This window comes from Aliidongia sp., from assembly GCF_035943795.1.
Classification (GTDB): Bacteria; Pseudomonadota; Alphaproteobacteria; order ATCC43930; family CGMCC-115725; genus Aliidongia.
This window is the reverse complement of record NZ_DASZBY010000072.1, coordinates 1-17,940: the sequence shown is the minus strand read 5'-3', so window position 1 is coordinate 17,940 and position 17,940 is coordinate 1. Positions and strand designations below refer to the sequence as shown.

The following is a 17,940-nucleotide window of genomic DNA, read 5'->3' as shown; positions in this document are numbered from 1 at the left end:
CGCCTTGTCGATCTGGTCGTACGCGGTGAACGTCGCACCGCCCGACTCAGCCAACACCTTCGTGATCGCAGCCGTCAAAGACGTCTTGCCATGGTCAACGTGACCGATGGTGCCGATGTTGCAATGCGGCTTGTTCCGCTCGAATTTTGCCTTCGCCATGGCCGGTTCTCCGATGCCTAATCTTCAGTGCTTTGCGCGCCCGGCCGTGGCCGGCATCCGCCCCAGGATCACCGGGGCGTCGGGGTCGCAAAGCGTGTCCCCAGTGGTGGTATGCTCAAGACCCGCGAGGGCGATGATGTCGCCTGCGCGGGCCTCCTTGATTTCTTCCGTATGGTTCGCATGCATGCGAACCATACGGCCGATCTTCTCTGGGCTGGCGGTCACCGAATTCAGCATGTTGCCGCCGGTAGCCACGACGCCCGAATAAATCCGCACGAAGGTCAAGCGACCCGCCATCGGATCGTCGACCGTCTGGAAGGCGACCCCCGAAAAGGGCTCGTCATCCGCCGGGCGCCGCTCAACCCGGTTACCATCGGCCGCGACACCCGCATGCGCCGCCAGATCGGAAGGCGCCGGCAGATAATCCACGACCGCGTCCAGCAAGCGGCGAACGCCACGATTGCGAAACGCCGAGCCGCACAGCACCGGCACGATCGAGCCCGACCGCACCGCCTTCTTGACCGCCTGACGCAGCATCGCCACGTCCGTACCCGTCTCGCCGACCGCCAGGCCGATCTCGGCGCGGGCCGCCTCGGCCGCCGCCAGGAGATCCGCCGGGATCTCAACTTCTTCCGCCAGCGCGTCATGGCCGGCATCGCGCCAGAGGGTCGCCCGCATCTCGACCAGGTCGACGATGCCCCTCAAACCCGCACCGGCACCGATCGGCAGCTGCAGCAGCACCGGCTTCGCCGTGCCGCGCGCCGCGATAGCGGCTACCACTGCGAAAAGATCGGCACCCTCGCGATCCAGCTTGTTCACGAACACCAGCCGGGCCAGGCCCTGAGCATCGGTATCCTCGAACAAGGCGGCGACGCCGTCCGTCACGGCCACAGCCCCGTCGATCACCAGCACCGCACCGTCGAGCACGCCCAAGGCCCGGTCGCCGCCCTTCCGGCCGGCGGCCGACAGTTCGACGATGGTGATCCGGCAATCCTGCCACACACAGCTCGTCGCTGCCGACGTGAGCGTGATCTGCCGTTCGTTATCCTGCTCCACCCAAGCGGGCAATCCCAACGCGGCCCTGGCTCCCTCCGCCGCCGGATCGGGGCGGTCGGTGACCGCCAGGATCCGTTCGGTGACCGTCGTCCGACCGGCATCCAGGCGCGCCAGGATGCCGATGTTCCGATACCGGTCGAGAGGGATGGTCCGCGCCATTGGCTGGAGATCCGTCAGCGGGTTACCACCGGTAATGGGAGAACGCCTTATTGGCGTCCGCCATACGGTGGGTATCTTCGCGCTTCTTCACAGCCGCGCCGCGGTTGTTCGAGGCATCGAGGAGCTCGCCCGACAGGCGCTCTTCCATGCTGTTCTCGCTGCGCGAACGCGACGAGCCGATCAGCCAGCGGATGGCAAGGGCCTGACCGCGATCCGTGCGGACCTCGACCGGCACCTGGTACGTCGCGCCACCGACGCGGCGCGACCGCACTTCGATAGCCGGACGAACGTTGGCGAGCGCGTCATGGAACACCTTGATCGGGTCCTGACCGGAGCGCTTGGCGATGCGATCGAAGGCGGTGTAGACGATCGCTTCCGCGACCGACTTCTTGCCCTGATACATCAGGCAGTTCATGAACTTGGTCAGCACGGTATCGCCAAACTTGGCGTCCGGCAGAACTTCCCGCTTAACCGCTGCGCGACGACGCGACATGCTCGGTTTCCTTCCTGACTATTCTTACTTGGGCCGCTTCGCGCCGTACTTCGAACGACGCTGGCGACGATCCTTGACGCCTTGCGTGTCGAGCGTGCCGCGGATGATGTGGTAGCGAACGCCGGGAAGATCCTTCACACGACCACCGCGGATCATGACGACCGAGTGCTCCTGGAGGTTATGGCCTTCGCCGGGAATGTAGCTCGTCACCTCGAAGCCGTTGGTCAGACGCACGCGCGCAACTTTACGCAGCGCCGAGTTCGGCTTCTTCGGGGTCGTCGTATAAACCCGGGTGCACACACCGCGCTTCTGCGGGCAGGCTTCGAGCGCCGGGACCTTGTTACGGGTCACTTGGGGCGCCCGGGGGTTCCGGATCAGTTGGTTGATGGTCGGCATCAATCACACCCTTGCAAAACGAAAAATGCCAAGCGACGCAAACCGACGTCGCCGGCATGGCAAACCACAGTACGCGACCCACAGGCAAAAACGCCGACACCCAGGGGGAGCCGGCCAGCGCCAATTTTACGGTACCGCTGAGCTGCGTTTAGGTTGGCGCACCTACGGCCAGCTCGGAAAACTCGCGGAACCTATTACGCGACCCCTGCCCCGTCAAGCGGAATGCGGCCAAAGCGCCATGCAAGTGACCGGGGACTGTCATCGCGCGGAAGCACTTCGACCCAATGCCGCCACGACTCGCGATTGTGCGGGACGACTCGCGAGTCGCGCTCGATTTACTGCACCCGACGGTCTGTCCGCAGCCCCTAATCCTGCGGAAAGTCCGTTCCGACACCGAGCTCGCGCCAGGATTCGATCTCGGCCAGCCGCTCCTTCAGCTTGGCCGTGACGCCGTTGACGGCGATGGCGCCCAGCACCAGGTGGCGCGGCGGGTTCGCTTCCTCCGCGAGGCGGATCATCGCCTGGGCGGCCCGCGCCGGATCGCCCGCCTGGGTGCCGCTGACTTCTGCGGTCTTCTTCATGCGCGCGCCGGCCGTCGCTTCATAGTCGGCCAGCCGGGTCGGCGTCTGGCGCAGCGAACGGCCGGCCCAATCCGTGCGGAACGGCCCCGGCGCCACGCAGGACACTTTGATGCCGAGCGGCTTCACCTCGGCCGCGAGCGCGTCCGACCAGCCCTCGACCGCGTGCTTGGTGGCGGCATAATAGCCAGAGCCGGGAAAGCCGATGAAGCCCGCCTGGGACGACAGGCTGATGACGTGGCCCCCGTGGCGTGCCCGCATGCCCGGCAATACGGCCCGGGTCAGCGCGAACAGGCCGAACACGTTGGCATCGAACATGGCGCGGATCTCGTCCTCCTCGCCCTCCTCGATCGTCGCCTGATAGCCGTAGCCGGCATTGTTGACCAGCACGTCGATCCTGCCGAACCGCGCTTCGGCAGCGGCGACCGCAGCCGCGACCTGGGCCGGAACGGTGACGTCGAGATCGAGCGCCAGGGCGCGATCCTTGGTGCCTTCGACCAGGTCGGCCAGCTTGGACTTGTCGCGCGCGGTGACGACGGCGCGCCAGCCGCGCGCGAGCACGGCCTGGGCCAGCTCGAGGCCGAAGCCGGTCGAGCAGCCGGTGATGAACCAGACGGGGGAGGTTTCGGAAGCCATGGGCGAAATCCTGAATTGGGGGAACGCGCCGACGGCAGGATCGCCGACGATCGATGGGTCAGCTTTCTGAGTTTTCACCGGAAGTGCGACAGAAAACCGAGAGCGGCCGACGGTCAGATGGTCGCAGCTCGCTCACTTGGAAAGTTCGAGCCCGTATGTCGGGACGCGGAGACGTGGTTCGTCTTACAGGAGAGCCCGTGTGCATGGCATGCGTAGCCTTGGAAAGGACGACCATGACGATCAGCGTTTCCCAGACCGGCTATGTTCCGGTCAACGGCCTCGACATGTACTATGAAATCACCGGGACCGGTGAGCCGCTCGTCCTGCTCCATGGCGGCATGGGGTCCACCGGAACGTTCGCCGCCCTGGTGCCGGCGCTCGCGGCCGAGCGCCAGGTGATCGCCTTCGACCTGCAGGCCCATGGCCGCACTGCCGACATCGACCGCCCGCTCCGTTACGGGTTGATGGCGGACGACGTCGCCGACGCTTTGCGCTCCCTCGGCATCGCGCGGGCCGATCTGCTCGGCTATTCACTGGGCGGCGGCACCGCACTGCAGGTCGCGATCCGGCGTGCGGATATCGTGCGACGGCTCGTCCTCGTCTCGACACCGTTCCGGAGGGCGGCCTGGTATCCCGAGATCCTCGCCGGCATGGCACAGTTGGGACCCGCCACGGCCGAGATGATGAAGCCCACGCCGCTCTATCGGAACTATGCCGCCCTGGCGCCGAGGCCGGACGACTGGCCGACGCTGCACGTCAAGCTCAAGGAACTGCTGACGCGGGATTATGACTGGACACAGGAGGTCGCAGCGATCCGGGCGCCTACGCTGTTCGTCGCCGGCGATGGGGATTCCTTTTCCCCGTCCCATGCGGTCGAGTTCTTCGCGCTGCTGGGCGGCGGCAGGAAGGACGGCGGCTGGGACGGCTCCGGCCTGCCTGCGTCCCGCCTCGCGATCCTGCCGGCGCAGACGCACTACGATCCTCTGTCGTCACCTTTGCTGGCGGATGTCGTGCGGTCGTTCCTGGGCATCGCCATGGCGGACTGACGGCCCGCAAACGCACGGGACCCTCGTCGGGCGATCCTCAAGACGGGCTTATGTCGGATTCTTCGTGTTCGGCCGGTTGCAAGCAAACGACCGACCGGCGATGATCGGCGCCCTGCCGGACCATGGCCAGTTCGGCCGAGGTCGGGAGGATCGGGACAGTATGGCCATTTCCAGACGCTCATTGGTCATCGGTGCCGCTTCGGCCGGAGCGGTCGCATCGTTTGCCCGGACTGCCGCCCTCGCTGCGGAGTCGATCACCGCCGTCTTCCATTCGTCCGCACCGCCCTTCAGCGTGGGCGAGCCGGACGGAAGCGTTTCGGGCATCCTGCCCGACGCCCTGCGCCTGGTCGCGGCGCGTGCCCAACTGTCGGTACGCTGCCTCGCGTATCCCTGGGCAAGGGCACAGGAGATGGTGCGCACCGGCGCGGCGGACGCGCTGGTGACCCTGTGGACCGAAGAGCGGGAGCGGGAAATGATCTTCGCCCGGACGCCGTTGCTGCAGGACGAGATGCAAGTCTACTTTCGTCGCGATCGCAGCGATGCACCCCGCCTGCGTGCCGGGCTCAATCCGCGCGAGATCAGCGGCCTGGGGGTGCTGGGCTACATCGCCGACGGCTGGATCGCGGCGAACGTGCCGGCCGAGGCGGTCGTCGGCCGATGCCAACTCCCCGACGACTGCGTTCGCCGGCTCGGCGCCGGCGGTGGCGACATCATGTTCGGCTTTCGCGTGCCGATGGCGCGGATGCTCCACACGCTCGGCCTGGAAAATGCGATCGAAGGCGCGCCGTTGCGGCCGCCGGCGCCGGCGCTGTTCCGCTTCGGCATCCGCCGCAGCCACCCGGATGCCGCGGCCATCGCGGATCGGATCGACCGCGCGGCGGCGGCCAGCTCGGCGGATTTGGCGGCACTGATCGGTCTCTGAACCGGGCATCCACAAACGACGAAGCCCGCGCCCTCCTTCCGGAGCGCGCGGGCTTCACCATTTCTAGCCGCCGGAATTAGGCGACGTTCTTGCTCGTCGCGATCGTCGTGCCGTCGTTGGCCGAGGCGGCGTCGGCCAGTTCCTTGTCGCGCTGGGCGGCAATTTCCCGCCAGTGCGCCATGACGCTGCCCGTACCGGCCGGGATGAGGCGGCCGACGATGACGTTCTCCTTGAGGCCGACCAGCCCGTCGACCCGGCCCGAGACCGCCGCCTCGGTGAGGACGCGGGTAGTCTCCTGGAACGAAGCCGCCGAGATGAACGACTTGGTCTGCAGGCTGGCCTTGGTGATGCCCTGGAGCACCGGCCGGCCACGAGCCGCACGGCCTTCGAGCTTTTCGGCCTTGCGGTTCTCTTCCTCGAAGTCGCCGCGATCGATCTGCTCGCCGACCAGGAACGTCGTGTCGCCGGGTTCGTCGATCTCGATCTTCTGCAGCATCTGGCGAACGATGACCTCGATGTGCTTGTCGTTGATCTTCACGCCCTGCAGACGATAGACCTCCTGGATCTCGTTGATGAGATAGTTCGCCAGGGCCTCGACACCGAGAATGCTCAGGATGTCATGGGGCACCGGGTTGCCGTCCATCAGCAGATCGCCCTTGAGCACGAAGTCGCCTTCCTGCACGGAGATATGCTTGCCCTTCGGGATCAGGTACTCGACCGGCGCTGCACCCTCTTCCGTCGGGATGACCATGATGCGGCGCTTGGTCTTGTAATCCTTGCCGAACTCGACCCGACCATCGCACTCGCTGATGATCGCGAAGTCCTTCGGCTTGCGCGCCTCGAACAGCTCGGCCACACGCGGCAGACCACCGGTGATGTCACGCGTCTTCGAGCTTTCGCGGGGAATACGAGCCAGCACGTCGCCAGCCCGGACATCCGAGCGGTTCTCGACCGACAGGATCGCGTCGACCGACATGAAGTAGCGCGCCTCGAGCCCGTTGCCGAGCACGAGAGCTTCGCCGGCCGCATCGCGGAGCGTGATGCGGGGCTTCAGGTCGTTGCCGCGCGGCTGCTGCTTCCAGTCGATCACGACCTTGGACGCGATGCCGGTCGCCTCGTCGACGATCTCGCGCACCGAAGTGCCCTCGATCAGATCGACGTAATGGGCGACACCATCCTTCTCGGTGATGATCGGAATGGTGTACGGATCCCACTCGGCCAGCTTATCGCCCTTCTTGACCTGCGCACCCTCGTCCGCCAGCAGCTTGGCACCGTACGGAACGCGATGGCGGGCCTTTTCGCGACCCACTTCGTCCAGCAGGGTCAGCTCGCAATTGCGCCCCATCACGACCGGCACGCCGGACGAGTTGATGACCACGTTGCGGTTCTTGATGCGGACCTTGCTGTCGAATGCGGCCTCGACCGACGACACTTCGGCGCCGCGCTGCACGGCACCGCCGATATGGAAGGTGCGCATGGTCAGCTGCGTGCCCGGCTCGCCGATCGACTGCGCCGCGATGACGCCGACCGCTTCGCCCATGTTCACCATGGTGCCGCGGGCGAGATCGCGCCCGTAGCACAATGCGCACACGCCGTTGCGGGTCTCGCAGGTCAGCACCGAACGGATATGCACCGTATCGATGCCTGACCGCTCGACGCGCTCGAGCGTGGCTTCGACCACCAGCTCGCCGGCCGGAACGACCATCTCGCCCGAGATCGGGTCGACCAGGTCGGTCGCGACCGTGCGGCCGAGGATCCGATCGCTCAAGGGGGCGATGATCTCGCCGCCCTCGACGACCGCGCGGACCGTCAGGCCCTGGGTCGTGCCGCAATCATGCTCGGTGATGATCGCATCCTGCGCCACGTCGACGAGACGACGGGTCAGGTAGCCGGAGTTCGCCGTCTTCAAGGCGGTGTCGGCCAAGCCCTTACGCGCACCATGGGTCGAGTTGAAGTACTCGAGAACGGTGAGGCCTTCCTTGAAGTTCGAGATGATCGGCGTCTCGATGATCTCGCCGGACGGCTTGGCCATCAGGCCGCGCATGCCGGCAAGCTGCTTGATCTGGGCCGCGGAACCGCGGGCACCGGAGTCGGACATCATCCAGACCGCGTTGATCGGCTGGCCCGGGGTCGGCGTGCGGATGACCTTCATCATCTCGTCCGCGACCTTTTCGGTGCAGCTCGACCACACGTCGACCACCTTGTTGTACTTCTCGCCCTGAGTGATCAGGCCGTCGAGGTACTGCTGCTCGTATTCCTTGACCTTGTCCTGGGCCGACTGGACCAGCTCGGCCTTGGCGGCCGGGACGATCAGGTCGTCCTTGCCGAACGAGATGCCCGCCTTGAACGCCTGGTGGAAACCGAGGCCCATCAAGCGGTCGCAGAAGATGACCGTCTCTTTCTGGCCGCAGTGGCGATAGACGTGGTCGATGACGTTGGTGATCTCCTTCTTGGTCAGGAGCTTGTTCACCAGCTCGAAGCCCATCAGGTTCGAATTCGGCAGGATCTCCTGCATCAGCAGGCGACCCGGCGTGGTGTCGATGACGCCGATGACCTTCTTGCCGTCCTTGAGGTGCGGAACGCGCGCCCGGACCATGGCATGGAGCGAGACCTGCTTGGAATCGATCGCCTGGGTCACTTCCGCCATGTCGCGGAACACCATGCCCTCGCCCTTTTCGCCGGGGCGGATCATGGAGATGTAGTAGAGGCCGAGCACGATGTCCTGCGACGGCACGATGATCGGCTTGCCCGACGCCGGCGACAGGATGTTGTTGGTCGACATCATCAGCACGCGCGCTTCGAGCTGGGCTTCCAGCGACAGCGGCACGTGGACCGCCATCTGGTCGCCGTCGAAGTCGGCGTTGAAGGCGGTGCAGACCAGCGGATGCAGCTGGATCGCCTTGCCCTCGATCAGGGTCGGCTCGAACGCCTGGATGCCCAGACGATGCAGGGTGGGCGCACGGTTCAGCATGACCGGATGTTCGCGGATGACCTCTTCGAGGATATCCCAGACCTCCGGACGCTCCTTCTCGACCATGCGCTTGGCCGCCTTGATGGTCGAGGCGAGGCCGTAGAGCTCGAGCTTGGAATAGATGAACGGCTTGAACAGCTCGAGCGCCATCTTCTTGGGCAGCCCGCACTGGTGCAGCTTGAGCTCAGGGCCGACGACGATCACCGAGCGGCCGGAATAGTCGACGCGCTTGCCGAGCAGGTTCTGACGGAACCGGCCCTGCTTGCCCTTGAGCATGTCCGAGAGCGACTTCAGCGGACGCTTGTTGGCGCCGGTGATGACGCGGCCGCGACGGCCGTTGTCGAACAGGGCGTCGACCGCCTCCTGCAGCATGCGCTTTTCATTGCGCACGATGATGTCGGGGGCACGCAGCTCAATGAGGCGCTTCAGACGGTTGTTGCGGTTGATGACGCGGCGATAGAGATCGTTCAGATCCGACGTCGCGAACCGGCCGCCGTCCAACGGGACGAGCGGGCGCAGTTCCGGCGGGATGACCGGGACGACTTCCAGGATCATCCATTCCGGACGCGAATTGGACTCGACGAACGCCTCGACCAGCTTCAGCCGCTTCACGAGCTTCTTGCGGCGCGCCTCGGAGTTGGTCTCCTTGAGGTCGACGCGCAAAGTCTCGAGCTCTTCCTCCAGATTGATGGCGGAGAGCATGTCCTTCAAGGCTTCGGCGCCGATCTTGGCGGTGAACGTGTCCTCGCCGAAATCTTCCTGCGCCTTGATGAACTCCTCTTCGTTGAGGAGCTGGTGTAGCTTGAGCGAGGTCAGGCCCGGCTCGATCACCACGTAATTCTCGAAATAGAGAATCCGCTCCAGGTCCTTGAGCGTCATGTCGAGCAGCAGGCCGATGCGGCTCGGCAACGACTTCAGGAACCAGATGTGGGCGACCGGCGAGGCCAGCTCGATATGGCCCATGCGATCGCGGCGCACCTTCGAGAGCGTGACTTCGACGCCGCACTTCTCGCAGATGATGCCGCGGTACTTCATGCGCTTGTACTTGCCGCACAGGCACTCGTAGTCCTTGATCGGCCCGAAGATCCGGGCGCAGAACAGGCCGTCCCGCTCCGGCTTGAAGGTGCGGTAGTTGATCGTTTCGGGCTTCTTGATCTCGCCGAACGACCAGGACCGAATGCGTTCCGGGCTCGCGATCGAGATACGGATCTGATCGAAGCTCTGCGGGCCGCTGACCTGGCCGAAGATGTTCATCAACTCGTTCATGAACGATGTCTCCTGATGACCCGTGGCATTGTCCGGTCCGTTTCCGGGACCGGGGCGGCGATACCGTTCATGGGTATCGCCGCCTGCCTTGCCGAGTGACTAAACTGTCTTCTGATCAATCGCGCTGGTCGAGCTCGACGTTGAGTCCGAGCGAACGCAGTTCCTTGACGAGAACGTTGAACGATTCCGGGATGCCGGCCTCGAAGTTGTCGTCGCCTCGGACGATCGCTTCGTAGACCTTGGTGCGGCCGGACACGTCGTCCGACTTCACCGTCAGCATCTCCTGCAACGTATAGGCGGCGCCGTAGGCTTCGAGGGCCCACACCTCCATTTCGCCGAACCGCTGGCCGCCGAACTGCGCCTTGCCGCCCAGCGGCTGCTGGGTGACGAGGCTGTAGGGGCCGATCGACCGGGCGTGGATCTTGTCGTCCACGAGATGGTGCAGCTTCAGCATGTAGATGTAGCCGACCGTGACCTTGCGATCGAACTGCTCGCCGGTCCGGCCGTCCGTCAGCGTCACCTGGCCCGACGTGTCGAGACCCGCCTGGCGGAGCATCGCGTTGATGTCCTCCTCGCGCGCGCCGTCGAACACCGGCGATGCCATCGGCACGCCCGGCTTCAGGTTATGCGCCAGTTCCTTCAGCTGGACGTCGTTCATCTCAGCGACGGTCGAGCTGTCCTCTTCCTTCGTGTAGATGCCGTCCAGCAGATCGCGCAGCGGCTGCAGGTCGTTGTTCTTCTGGACCTGCACCAGCATCTCGCCGATCTGGCGACCGAGGCCGGCCGAAGCCCAGCCCAGATGCGTCTCGAGGATCTGGCCGACGTTCATGCGCGACGGCACGCCCAGCGGGTTGAGGCAGATGTCGACCGGACGGCCGTCGGCGAGGTACGGCATGTCTTCCGACGGCATGATCTTGGAGATCACGCCCTTGTTGCCATGCCGGCCGGCCATCTTGTCGCCCGGCTGAAGCTTGCGCTTCACCGCCACGAAGACCTTGACCATCTTCATGACGCCCGGCGGCAGCTCGTCGCCGCGCTGCAGCTTCTCGACCTTGCTCTCGAAGCGTTCCTGGAGCACCTCTTCGGCCCGCTCCATCTGCTTCTTCAGCGCCTCGACGTCGGCCATGCGGGCGTCGTCGCGGATGGTGAATTGCTTCCACTGGCCTTGCGTGAACTCGGCCAGCAGCGCCTCGTCGATCATCGAGCCGGACTTCATGCCCTTCGGGCCCGAAACCGCCTCGTGGCCGACGACCAGTTCCTTCAGGCGAGCGTAGAAGCTGCGCTCGATGATGGTCCGCTCGTCGTCGCGATCCTTGGCCAGACGCTCGATTTCCGCCCGCTCGATGGCGAGCGCGCGCTCGTCCTTGTCGACGCCGCGGCGCGAGAAGACACGGACTTCGACGATCGTGCCCGAGACGCCCGGCGGCAGGCGCAGCGACGTGTCGCGCACGTCGGACGCCTTTTCGCCGAAGATGGCGCGCAGCAGCTTCTCTTCCGGAGTCATCGGCGATTCGCCCTTCGGCGTCACCTTGCCCACCAGAATGTCACCCGCCTTCACCTCGGCACCGATATAGACGATGCCGGCTTCGTCGAGGTTCTTCAGCTGCTCTTCGCCGACGTTCGGAATGTCGCGGGTGATTTCTTCCTGGCCCAGCTTGGTATCGCGGGCCATCACCTCGAATTCCTCGATGTGGATCGAGGTGAACACGTCTTCCGACACGATCCGTTCATTGATCAGGATCGAATCTTCGAAGTTGTAGCCATTCCACGGCATGAAGGCGACGAGTACGTTCCGGCCGAGCGCCAGTTCGCCCAGCTGGGTCGACGGACCGTCGGCAATGATGTCGCCGGCCTGAACCACGTCACCGACCCGAACCAGCGGACGCTGGGTGATGCAGGTGTTCTGGTTCGAGCGCTGGAACTTCAGCAGGTTGTAGATGTCGACGCCGGTCGAGGCCGCATCATTCTCGAACGCCCGGATGACGATACGGGTCGCATCGACCTGATCGACCACGCCTGAGCGCTTGGTCACGATGGTGACGCCCGAATCGCGCGCCACCGTCTCTTCCATGCCGGTGCCGACAAGCGGCGCCTCGGCGCGGATGAGGGGCACGGCCTGGCGCTGCATGTTCGAGCCCATCAGCGCGCGGTTCGCATCGTCGTTCTCGAGGAACGGGATGAGCGCCGCGGCCACGGACACGAGCTGCTTTGGCGAGACGTCGACGAAGTCGATGTCCTGCGGACGCGCCATCACGAAATCGCCGTTCTTGCGGCAATTGGTGAGGTCGGCCAGCACCAGGTTCTTGTCGTCGACCGGAGTGTTCGCCTGGGCGATCGAATAGCGGCCCTCTTCCATCGCCGAGAGGTAGATGACCTCGTCGGTGATGATGCCGTCGACCACCTTGCGGTACGGGCTCTCGATGAAACCGTACGGGTTGACGCGAGCATACGTCGCCAGCGAGTTGATCAGGCCGATATTCGGGCCTTCCGGCGTCTCGATCGGGCAGATGCGGCCGTAGTGGGTCGGATGCACGTCGCGGACTTCGAAGCCGGCACGCTCGCGGGTCAGGCCGCCGGGCCCGAGCGCCGACAGGCGGCGCTTGTGGGTGATTTCCGACAGCGGGTTGGTCTGATCCATGAATTGCGACAGCTGCGAGGAGCCGAAGAATTCACGGACCGCCGCCGCCGCCGGCTTGGCGTTGATCAGGTCGTGCGGCATGACCGTGTCGATCTCGACCGAGCTCATGCGCTCGCGGATCGCCCGCTCCATGCGCAAAAGGCCGACGCGGTACTGGTTCTCCATGAGTTCGCCGACCGACCGCACGCGGCGATTGCCGAGATGGTCGATGTCGTCGATCTCGCCCCGGCCGTCCTTGAGGTCGACCAGGACCTTGAGGATGGCGAGGATGTCCTCCTTGCGGAGCACGCGGATCGTGTCCTCGGTCTTCTGGTTCAGGCGCGAGTTCATCTTGACGCGGCCCACGGCCGACAGGTCGTAGCGCTCGCTGTCGAAGAACAGGCCCTTGAACAGCGCCTCGGCCGTCTCCAGTGTCGGCGGCTCGCCCGGGCGCATGACGCGGTAGATGTCGATGAGCGCGTCTTCGCGGGTCTGGTTCTTGTCGATCATCAGCGTGTTGCGCATGTAGGCGCCCACGTTCAGATGATCGATCGCCAGCGCCGGCAGCTCGGTGATGCCGATGTCGGTCAACAGTTCGAGCAGCTGCGGGCTGATCTCGTCGCCGGCCTCGGCATAGATCTCGCCGGTCGTCGTGTTGATGACGTCCTCGGCCAGGTACTGGCTGATCAGTTCCTCGTCGGCGACCAGGACCTCGTCGAGCCCGTCTTCCTTGAGCTTGCGGGCGAGCCGCGGCGTCATCTTGGCGCCGGCCTCGGCGCGCACTTCGCCGGTCTTGGCGTCCTTGAGGTCGGCCGCCAGCTTGCCGCCGCCCTTGAAGCGGTTCGGATCGAACGCGGTCGCCCAGCCGTTGGCCGTGCGGCGGAACGGGTTGATGTCGTAGAAGTAGGAGAGTACCTCCTCCTTCGTCATGCCCGTGATGTGCGCGCGGTCTGGCGTCTTGCCGTCGGCGGCGCACTCGGCCAGGTAACCCTCGGTCGCCTGGTCGTAGAGCGCCAGCAGCAGGGTCGTCGCCGGCAGCTTGCGGCGGCGATCGATGCGGACGTAGACATGATCCTTGGCGTCGAATTCGAAATCGAGCCACGAGCCGCGATAGGGGATGACGCGGGCGGCGAACAGGTACTTGCCCGACGAATGCGTCTTGCCCTTGTCATGGTCGAAGAACACGCCCGGGCTGCGATGCATCTGCGAAACGATGACGCGCTCGGTGCCGTTGATGATGAACGTGCCGTTCTTGGTCATGAGCGGCATGTCGCCCATGTAGACGTCCTGTTCCTTGATGTCGCGGATCGAGCGCGCGCCCGTATCCTCGTCGACATCCCAGACGACCAGGCGCAGCGTCACCTTGAGGGGTGCCGCGAAGGTGATGCCGCGTTGCTGGCATTCCTCGACGTCGTATTTCGGTGCTTCGAGTTCGTAGCGCACGAACTCGAGCTGGGCGCGGTCGGAGAAGTCCTTGATCGGGAAGACCGATTTGAAGACTTCCTGGATGCCGACGGCCTTACGGTCCTCGGGTGCTACCCCCATCTGCAGGAAGTGATCGTAGGAGCTTTTCTGCACCTCGATCAGATTCGGCATCGGCGCGACCTCGGGAATACGCCCGAAGCTCTTGCGGATGCGCTTGCGACCCGTGAAGGACTTAGCCATGAAAGCCTCTCGTGGTTGGACCGCCGGCCAACGAGCCGGCGCCGCGTCTGGGGTCGTTCGTCGCGTGCTACCCGGATGGGCGCCGCGCCGTTCGATCCAAATTCTCTGTCGTGCCGCTGGAGACGATCTCCGAGAAACGGCTTCAGCCGGCCGCCGCAGGAGCGCGACGACCGGCTGGAACTTGCTCTTGTCAGCCCGATATCGGGCCGGCGCCGAAGCGCCGGTCAGACACCGGTAAGCGCAGAGGGGCCAAGGAGATTACTTGACCTCGACCTTGGCGCCGGCCTCTTCGAGCTGCTTCTTGATCTTCGCAGCTTCGTCCTTGCTGACGCCTTCCTTGACGGCCTTCGGAGCCGCTTCGACCAGGTCCTTGGCTTCCTTGAGGCCCAGGCCGGTGATCGCGCGCACTTCCTTGATGACGTTGATCTTCTTCTCGCCCGCTTCGGTCAGCGTGACGGTGAATTCCGTCTGCTCTTCGACCGGAGCGGCGGCAACGGCGGCGCCACCAGCCGCGGCGACCGCGACCGGAGCGGCGGCGCTGACGCCCCACTTCTCTTCCAACAGCTTCGAGAGATTCGCCGCTTCGATGACGGTGAGGCTCGAGAGTTCGTCAACCAGCTTGCCGAGATCGGCCATGATAATACTCCGGGGATTTGGTTCGTTTCGAATGAGAAATAAAGCTCAGGCGGCTTCGCCCTTGGTCGCGTAGGCATTGATAACCCGTGCGAGCTGGCCGGCCGGTGCCTGAAGCACACCGGCTATCTTCGTCGCGGGAGCCTGCAGCAAACCCAGAAGCTTGCCGCGCAGCTCGTCGAGAGAAGGCATGGTCGCGAGCGCCTTGACGCCATTGGCGTCCAGCTTCGCATGATCGAGGGCACCCCCGATGATGGTCAGCTTGTCATTCTTACTGGCGAACTCGACCGCGACCTTCGCCGCCGCCACGGGATCCTTCGAATAGGCAATTGCCGTAGGACCCGTGAACATCGGCGAAAGATGCTCGAACTTCGTGCCTGCGAGGGCGAGACGCGCGAGCCGGTTCTTCGTCACTTTGAAGCTGCATCCGGCAGCCCGCATGTTGCTCCGCAACGCCGTCACTTCAGCGGCCGTGAGGCCGGTCTGATGGGTAACGACGAGGCAGGACGTGGCCGACAGGGCCCCATGCAGATCGCCGACCAGCTTTTCTTTTGAAGAGCGGTCCACTGCTCGTCTCCGACCTAGCCCCGGAATCGTCAGACGGGATCGTCTGGCGTGCCGGGACGTTTGCACGAGGGTCCGCGTCGAGGCATCAGCCCCTGGCGAACCCGGTTCGCCTGTCCCAGAAGTCTTACCGGCCGCTCATCCGCCGCCCGCTGGAACGGAACGATGAAATCGCGATCGTCTAACTCCCGTCTCATACCGGCACCCTCGTTTGACGAAGGGTCTTAGGTCGTTGGCTCACGTACGCCGCGGACACCCGCAATCTCGGACAGGTTAGGCAAGCGCGGCCCTGGTGCCCGAGGGCGACCGAAGCCTTGCTTGCCGGTAGACCCGGACGGGCGAGCCCATCCGGGAATTCGAGAGGCGCCTTATTCGGACGCCACGCTCGACAGTTCGACCTTGAGCCCGGGGCCCATGGTCGAGCTGAGCGAGACCTTCTTGATATACGTGCCCTTGGCACCGGTCGGCTTCGCGCGATTGATGGCACCGACGAAGGCGCGCACGTTCTCGGCGAGCTGCTGGGCGCCGAAGCTGGCCTTGCCGATGCCTGCATGGACGATACCGGCCTTCTCGGCGCGGAACTCGACCTGGCCGCCCTTGGCCGCCTTGACGGCTTCGCCCACGTTGACCGTGACCGTGCCCAGCTTCGGGTTCGGCATCAGGCCGCGGGGGCCCAGCACCTTGCCGAGGCGGCCGACCAGGACCATCATGTCCGGGGTCGCGATGCAGCGGTCGAAATCCATGACGCCGGCCTGGATCTTCTCGGCCAGGTCTTCCGCACCGACGATGTCGGCGCCGGCGGCCTCAGCCTCCTTGGCCTTGTCGCCACGGGCGAACACGGCGACGCGCAGCGTCTTGCCGGTGCCGTTCGGCAGCAGCACGGTGCCGCGCAGGTTCTGGTCCGCCTTGCGGGGATCGATGCCGAGGTTCATCGAGATCTCGACGGTCTCGTCGAACTTCGAGGTCGCGTTCGACTTCACGAGATCGATCGCCTTGTCGAGGGCGTAGGCCTCGGTACGGTCGATCGTGGCCTTACCGGCCTTCAGACGCTTGCCAACGAAAGCCATGACTTATTCCCCCACGACTTCGATGCCCATCGAGCGGGCCGAACCGACCAGCATCGAACAGGCACCTTCGAGGTCCTTGGCATTGAGATCGGCCATCTTCTTCTCGGCGATCTCGCGGATCTGGGCCATGGTCACCTTACCGACCTTGGCGCCCTTGCCCGGCGTCTGCGTGCCCTTGTCGATGCCGGCGGCCTTCTTCAGGAAGTAGGTGTTCGGCGGCGACTTGGTGACGAACGTGAACGAACGGTCGCCATAGGCGGTGATGACGACGGGGATCGGCATGCCCGGCTCGAGGCCCTGGGTCTTCGCGTTGAAATCCTTGCAGAACTGCATGATGTTCAGGCCGCGCTGACCCAGCGCCGGACCGATCGGCGGAGACGGGTTAGCCTTGCCCGCCGGCACCTGCAGCTTGATATAGCCGACAATCTTCTTTGCCAATTCAACTCACCCCTTTGGAGAGCGAAGCGCGGTACGGCCATGGCCGGCCTCCCGCGCGGTTTGTGCCTGGAGGGGCGGACCCGCCAAGCGGAACGGCGCGCCGGTCCTTTGCAGGACCGACGCGTCGAATTCACAAAAGGTTCTTCACACCTTCTCGACCTGGGAGTATTCCAAGTCGACGGGCGTGGCGCGGCCGAAGATCGAGACGGCGACCTTCAGGCGGCCCTTCTCCTCGTCGACCTCTTCCACGAGACCGTTGAACGAGGTGAACGGACCGTCGCACACACGCACCTGATCGCCGATCTCGTAGACGATCGACCGCTTCGGACGCTCGATGCCTTCCTGGACCTGCTTCATGATGCGGGTCGCTTCGGCTTCGGTGATCGGCGCCGGGCGCAAGCCCTTGCCACCGAGGAACCCGGTGACCTTGGGCGTGTTCTTGACCAAGTGCCAGGTGTCGTCCGTCAGATCCATCTTCAGGAGGACGTAGCCCGGGAAGAACTTCCGCTCGGTCGAAATCTTCGACCCGCGCTTCACTTCCTGAACCTCTTCGGTCGGCACCAGGATTTCGGCGAAGAAATCGGTCATGCCCTTCTGGTCCGCCTGTTCGCGGATCGACTGGGCGACCTTCTTCTCGAAGCCCGAATAGACGTGCAGCACGTACCAACGATGCGCCATTAAACTCAGGCTCCCAGGCTCAGGATCCAGCGCACGCCTTGCGACAGGAGCTGATCGACCGTGAAGAAGAAGGTGGCGGCGACGAACACCATGACAAACACCATGACGGTCGTCACGGAGGTCTCTTTGCGGGTGGGCCAGGAGACTTTCGTCACCTCCTGACGGACCTGCCGCACAAACTCTGCCGGGCTCGTTTTAGCCATGGTACCTGATCAGACCATCCAGAAACGCAACACCACGGGTTGCCCCGTGGCGGAAAAATCCAAACTCTGGGCTGGCAGGAGCGGGGGGACTCGAACCCACAACCCCCGGTTTTGGAGACCGGTGCTCTACCAATTGAGCTACGCTCCTCCAGGCCCGGAACACCGAGCCGACCGGCGCAACACAAGGGGTTCGCCCATTGCACTGCACCGGCCGGTCGGGTGTTATAGGCGGTTTCCCGCCCTTTGGCTAGCTACTTCTGGATCGAGGAGACGACGCCGGCACCGACGGTGCGGCCGCCTTCACGGATCGCGAAGCGCAGACCTTCGTCCATGGCGATCGGCGCGATCAGCTCGACGTCCATCGCCACGTTGTCGCCCGGCATCACCATCTCG

At 64.7% G+C, this 17,940-nt stretch carries 15 protein-coding genes, 1 tRNA gene and 1 pseudogene; 2 read left to right on the top strand and 15 right to left on the bottom strand.

The window, feature by feature from the left end:
• From VGV37_RS12475 to VGV37_RS12455, 5 genes are all read right to left on the bottom strand, one after another.
• On the bottom strand, positions 1-159 hold a 159-nt coding region (locus VGV37_RS12475; protein WP_326879684.1), incomplete at its 3' end, for a GTP-binding protein.
• Positions 160-183: 24 nt separating this feature from the next.
• On the bottom strand, positions 184-1,374 hold the full coding sequence (locus VGV37_RS12470) for a GTP-binding protein (protein ID WP_326880003.1): 1,191 nt from the start codon (positions 1,372-1,374) through the stop codon (positions 184-186).
• A 22-nt stretch (positions 1,375-1,396) separates the two neighbouring features.
• Entirely contained in the window at positions 1,397-1,867 is a 471-nt protein-coding gene (gene rpsG, locus VGV37_RS12465; RefSeq protein WP_326880002.1) for a 30S ribosomal protein S7, read from the bottom strand.
• 24 nt (positions 1,868-1,891) lie between these two features.
• Entirely contained in the window at positions 1,892-2,263 is a 372-nt protein-coding gene (gene rpsL / locus VGV37_RS12460) for a 30S ribosomal protein S12 (RefSeq protein ID WP_189048974.1), read from the bottom strand.
• A gap of 365 nt (positions 2,264-2,628) precedes the next feature.
• The gene (locus VGV37_RS12455; RefSeq protein ID WP_326880000.1) at positions 2,629-3,477 is read right to left on the bottom strand and encodes an oxidoreductase; all 849 of its coding nucleotides are present in this window, start codon (positions 3,475-3,477) and stop codon (positions 2,629-2,631) included.
• Between the two features lie 233 nt (positions 3,478-3,710).
• Here VGV37_RS12455 and VGV37_RS12450 point away from each other — a divergent pair, with 233 nt between their 5' ends.
• Entirely contained in the window at positions 3,711-4,523 is an 813-nt protein-coding gene (locus tag VGV37_RS12450) for an alpha/beta fold hydrolase (RefSeq protein ID WP_326879999.1), read from the top strand.
• 160 nt (positions 4,524-4,683) lie between these two features.
• Positions 4,684-5,445: a substrate-binding periplasmic protein gene (locus VGV37_RS12445; RefSeq protein ID WP_326879998.1), complete on the top strand. Its 762-nt coding sequence runs from the start codon at positions 4,684-4,686 to the stop codon at positions 5,443-5,445.
• Between the two features lie 76 nt (positions 5,446-5,521).
• Here the strand turns inward: VGV37_RS12445 and rpoC are convergent, their stop codons facing one another.
• From rpoC to tuf, 10 genes and pseudogenes are all read right to left on the bottom strand, one after another.
• Entirely contained in the window at positions 5,522-9,682 is a 4,161-nt protein-coding gene (gene rpoC, locus VGV37_RS12440; RefSeq protein WP_326879997.1) for a DNA-directed RNA polymerase subunit beta', read from the bottom strand.
• Positions 9,683-9,797: 115 nt separating this feature from the next.
• Positions 9,798-13,964 carry a DNA-directed RNA polymerase subunit beta gene (rpoB, locus tag VGV37_RS12435; protein WP_326879996.1) on the bottom strand — a complete coding sequence of 1,389 codons (4,167 nt, stop codon included), beginning with the start codon at positions 13,962-13,964 and terminating at the stop codon, positions 9,798-9,800.
• A gap of 258 nt (positions 13,965-14,222) precedes the next feature.
• Positions 14,223-14,600: a 50S ribosomal protein L7/L12 gene (rplL, locus tag VGV37_RS12430; RefSeq protein WP_326879995.1), complete on the bottom strand. Its 378-nt coding sequence runs from the start codon at positions 14,598-14,600 to the stop codon at positions 14,223-14,225.
• Positions 14,601-14,645: 45 nt separating this feature from the next.
• Complete coding sequence (gene rplJ, locus VGV37_RS12425) at positions 14,646-15,164, bottom strand: 50S ribosomal protein L10 (protein ID WP_326879994.1); 519 nt, start codon at positions 15,162-15,164, stop codon at positions 14,646-14,648.
• Between the two features lie 365 nt (positions 15,165-15,529).
• Entirely contained in the window at positions 15,530-16,228 is a 699-nt protein-coding gene (rplA, locus tag VGV37_RS12420; RefSeq protein ID WP_326879993.1) for a 50S ribosomal protein L1, read from the bottom strand.
• 3 nt (positions 16,229-16,231) lie between these two features.
• Positions 16,232-16,666, bottom strand: coding sequence for a 50S ribosomal protein L11 (gene rplK / locus VGV37_RS12415; protein ID WP_326879992.1), 435 nt, complete (start codon positions 16,664-16,666; stop codon positions 16,232-16,234).
• Between the two features lie 144 nt (positions 16,667-16,810).
• Positions 16,811-17,344: a transcription termination/antitermination protein NusG gene (gene nusG, locus VGV37_RS12410; protein ID WP_326879991.1), complete on the bottom strand. Its 534-nt coding sequence runs from the start codon at positions 17,342-17,344 to the stop codon at positions 16,811-16,813.
• A gap of 5 nt (positions 17,345-17,349) precedes the next feature.
• Positions 17,350-17,547: a preprotein translocase subunit SecE gene (secE, locus tag VGV37_RS12405; protein WP_326879990.1), complete on the bottom strand. Its 198-nt coding sequence runs from the start codon at positions 17,545-17,547 to the stop codon at positions 17,350-17,352.
• Positions 17,548-17,619: 72 nt separating this feature from the next.
• Positions 17,620-17,695 (bottom strand) — tRNA-Trp (locus VGV37_RS12400).
• 103 nt (positions 17,696-17,798) lie between these two features.
• A pseudogene (tuf, locus tag VGV37_RS12395) lies at positions 17,799-17,940 on the bottom strand (elongation factor Tu); the annotation flags it as partial.

Excerpts from the sequence above, each read along its gene's own strand:
- rplA (WP_326879993.1), bottom strand. The coding sequence starts at position 16,228 with ATGGCTTTCGTTGGCAAGCGTCTGAAGGCCGGTAAGGCCACGATCGAC.
- rplL (WP_326879995.1), bottom strand. The coding sequence starts at position 14,600 with ATGGCCGATCTCGGCAAGCTGGTTGACGAACTCTCGAGCCTCACCGTC.
- secE (WP_326879990.1), bottom strand. The coding sequence starts at position 17,547 with ATGGCTAAAACGAGCCCGGCAGAGTTTGTGCGGCAGGTCCGTCAGGAG.
- VGV37_RS12455 (WP_326880000.1), bottom strand. The coding sequence starts at position 3,477 with ATGGCTTCCGAAACCTCCCCCGTCTGGTTCATCACCGGCTGCTCGACC.
- rpsL (WP_189048974.1), bottom strand. The coding sequence starts at position 2,263 with ATGCCGACCATCAACCAACTGATCCGGAACCCCCGGGCGCCCCAAGTG.
- VGV37_RS12470 (WP_326880003.1), bottom strand. The coding sequence starts at position 1,374 with ATGGCGCGGACCATCCCTCTCGACCGGTATCGGAACATCGGCATCCTG.
- rpoB (WP_326879996.1), bottom strand. The coding sequence starts at position 13,964 with ATGGCTAAGTCCTTCACGGGTCGCAAGCGCATCCGCAAGAGCTTCGGG.
- nusG (WP_326879991.1), bottom strand. The coding sequence starts at position 17,344 with ATGGCGCATCGTTGGTACGTGCTGCACGTCTATTCGGGCTTCGAGAAG.
- rpsG (WP_326880002.1), bottom strand. The coding sequence starts at position 1,867 with ATGTCGCGTCGTCGCGCAGCGGTTAAGCGGGAAGTTCTGCCGGACGCC.
- VGV37_RS12450 (WP_326879999.1), top strand. The coding sequence starts at position 3,711 with ATGACGATCAGCGTTTCCCAGACCGGCTATGTTCCGGTCAACGGCCTC.
- rpoC (WP_326879997.1), bottom strand. The coding sequence starts at position 9,682 with ATGAACGAGTTGATGAACATCTTCGGCCAGGTCAGCGGCCCGCAGAGC.
- VGV37_RS12445 (WP_326879998.1), top strand. The coding sequence starts at position 4,684 with ATGGCCATTTCCAGACGCTCATTGGTCATCGGTGCCGCTTCGGCCGGA.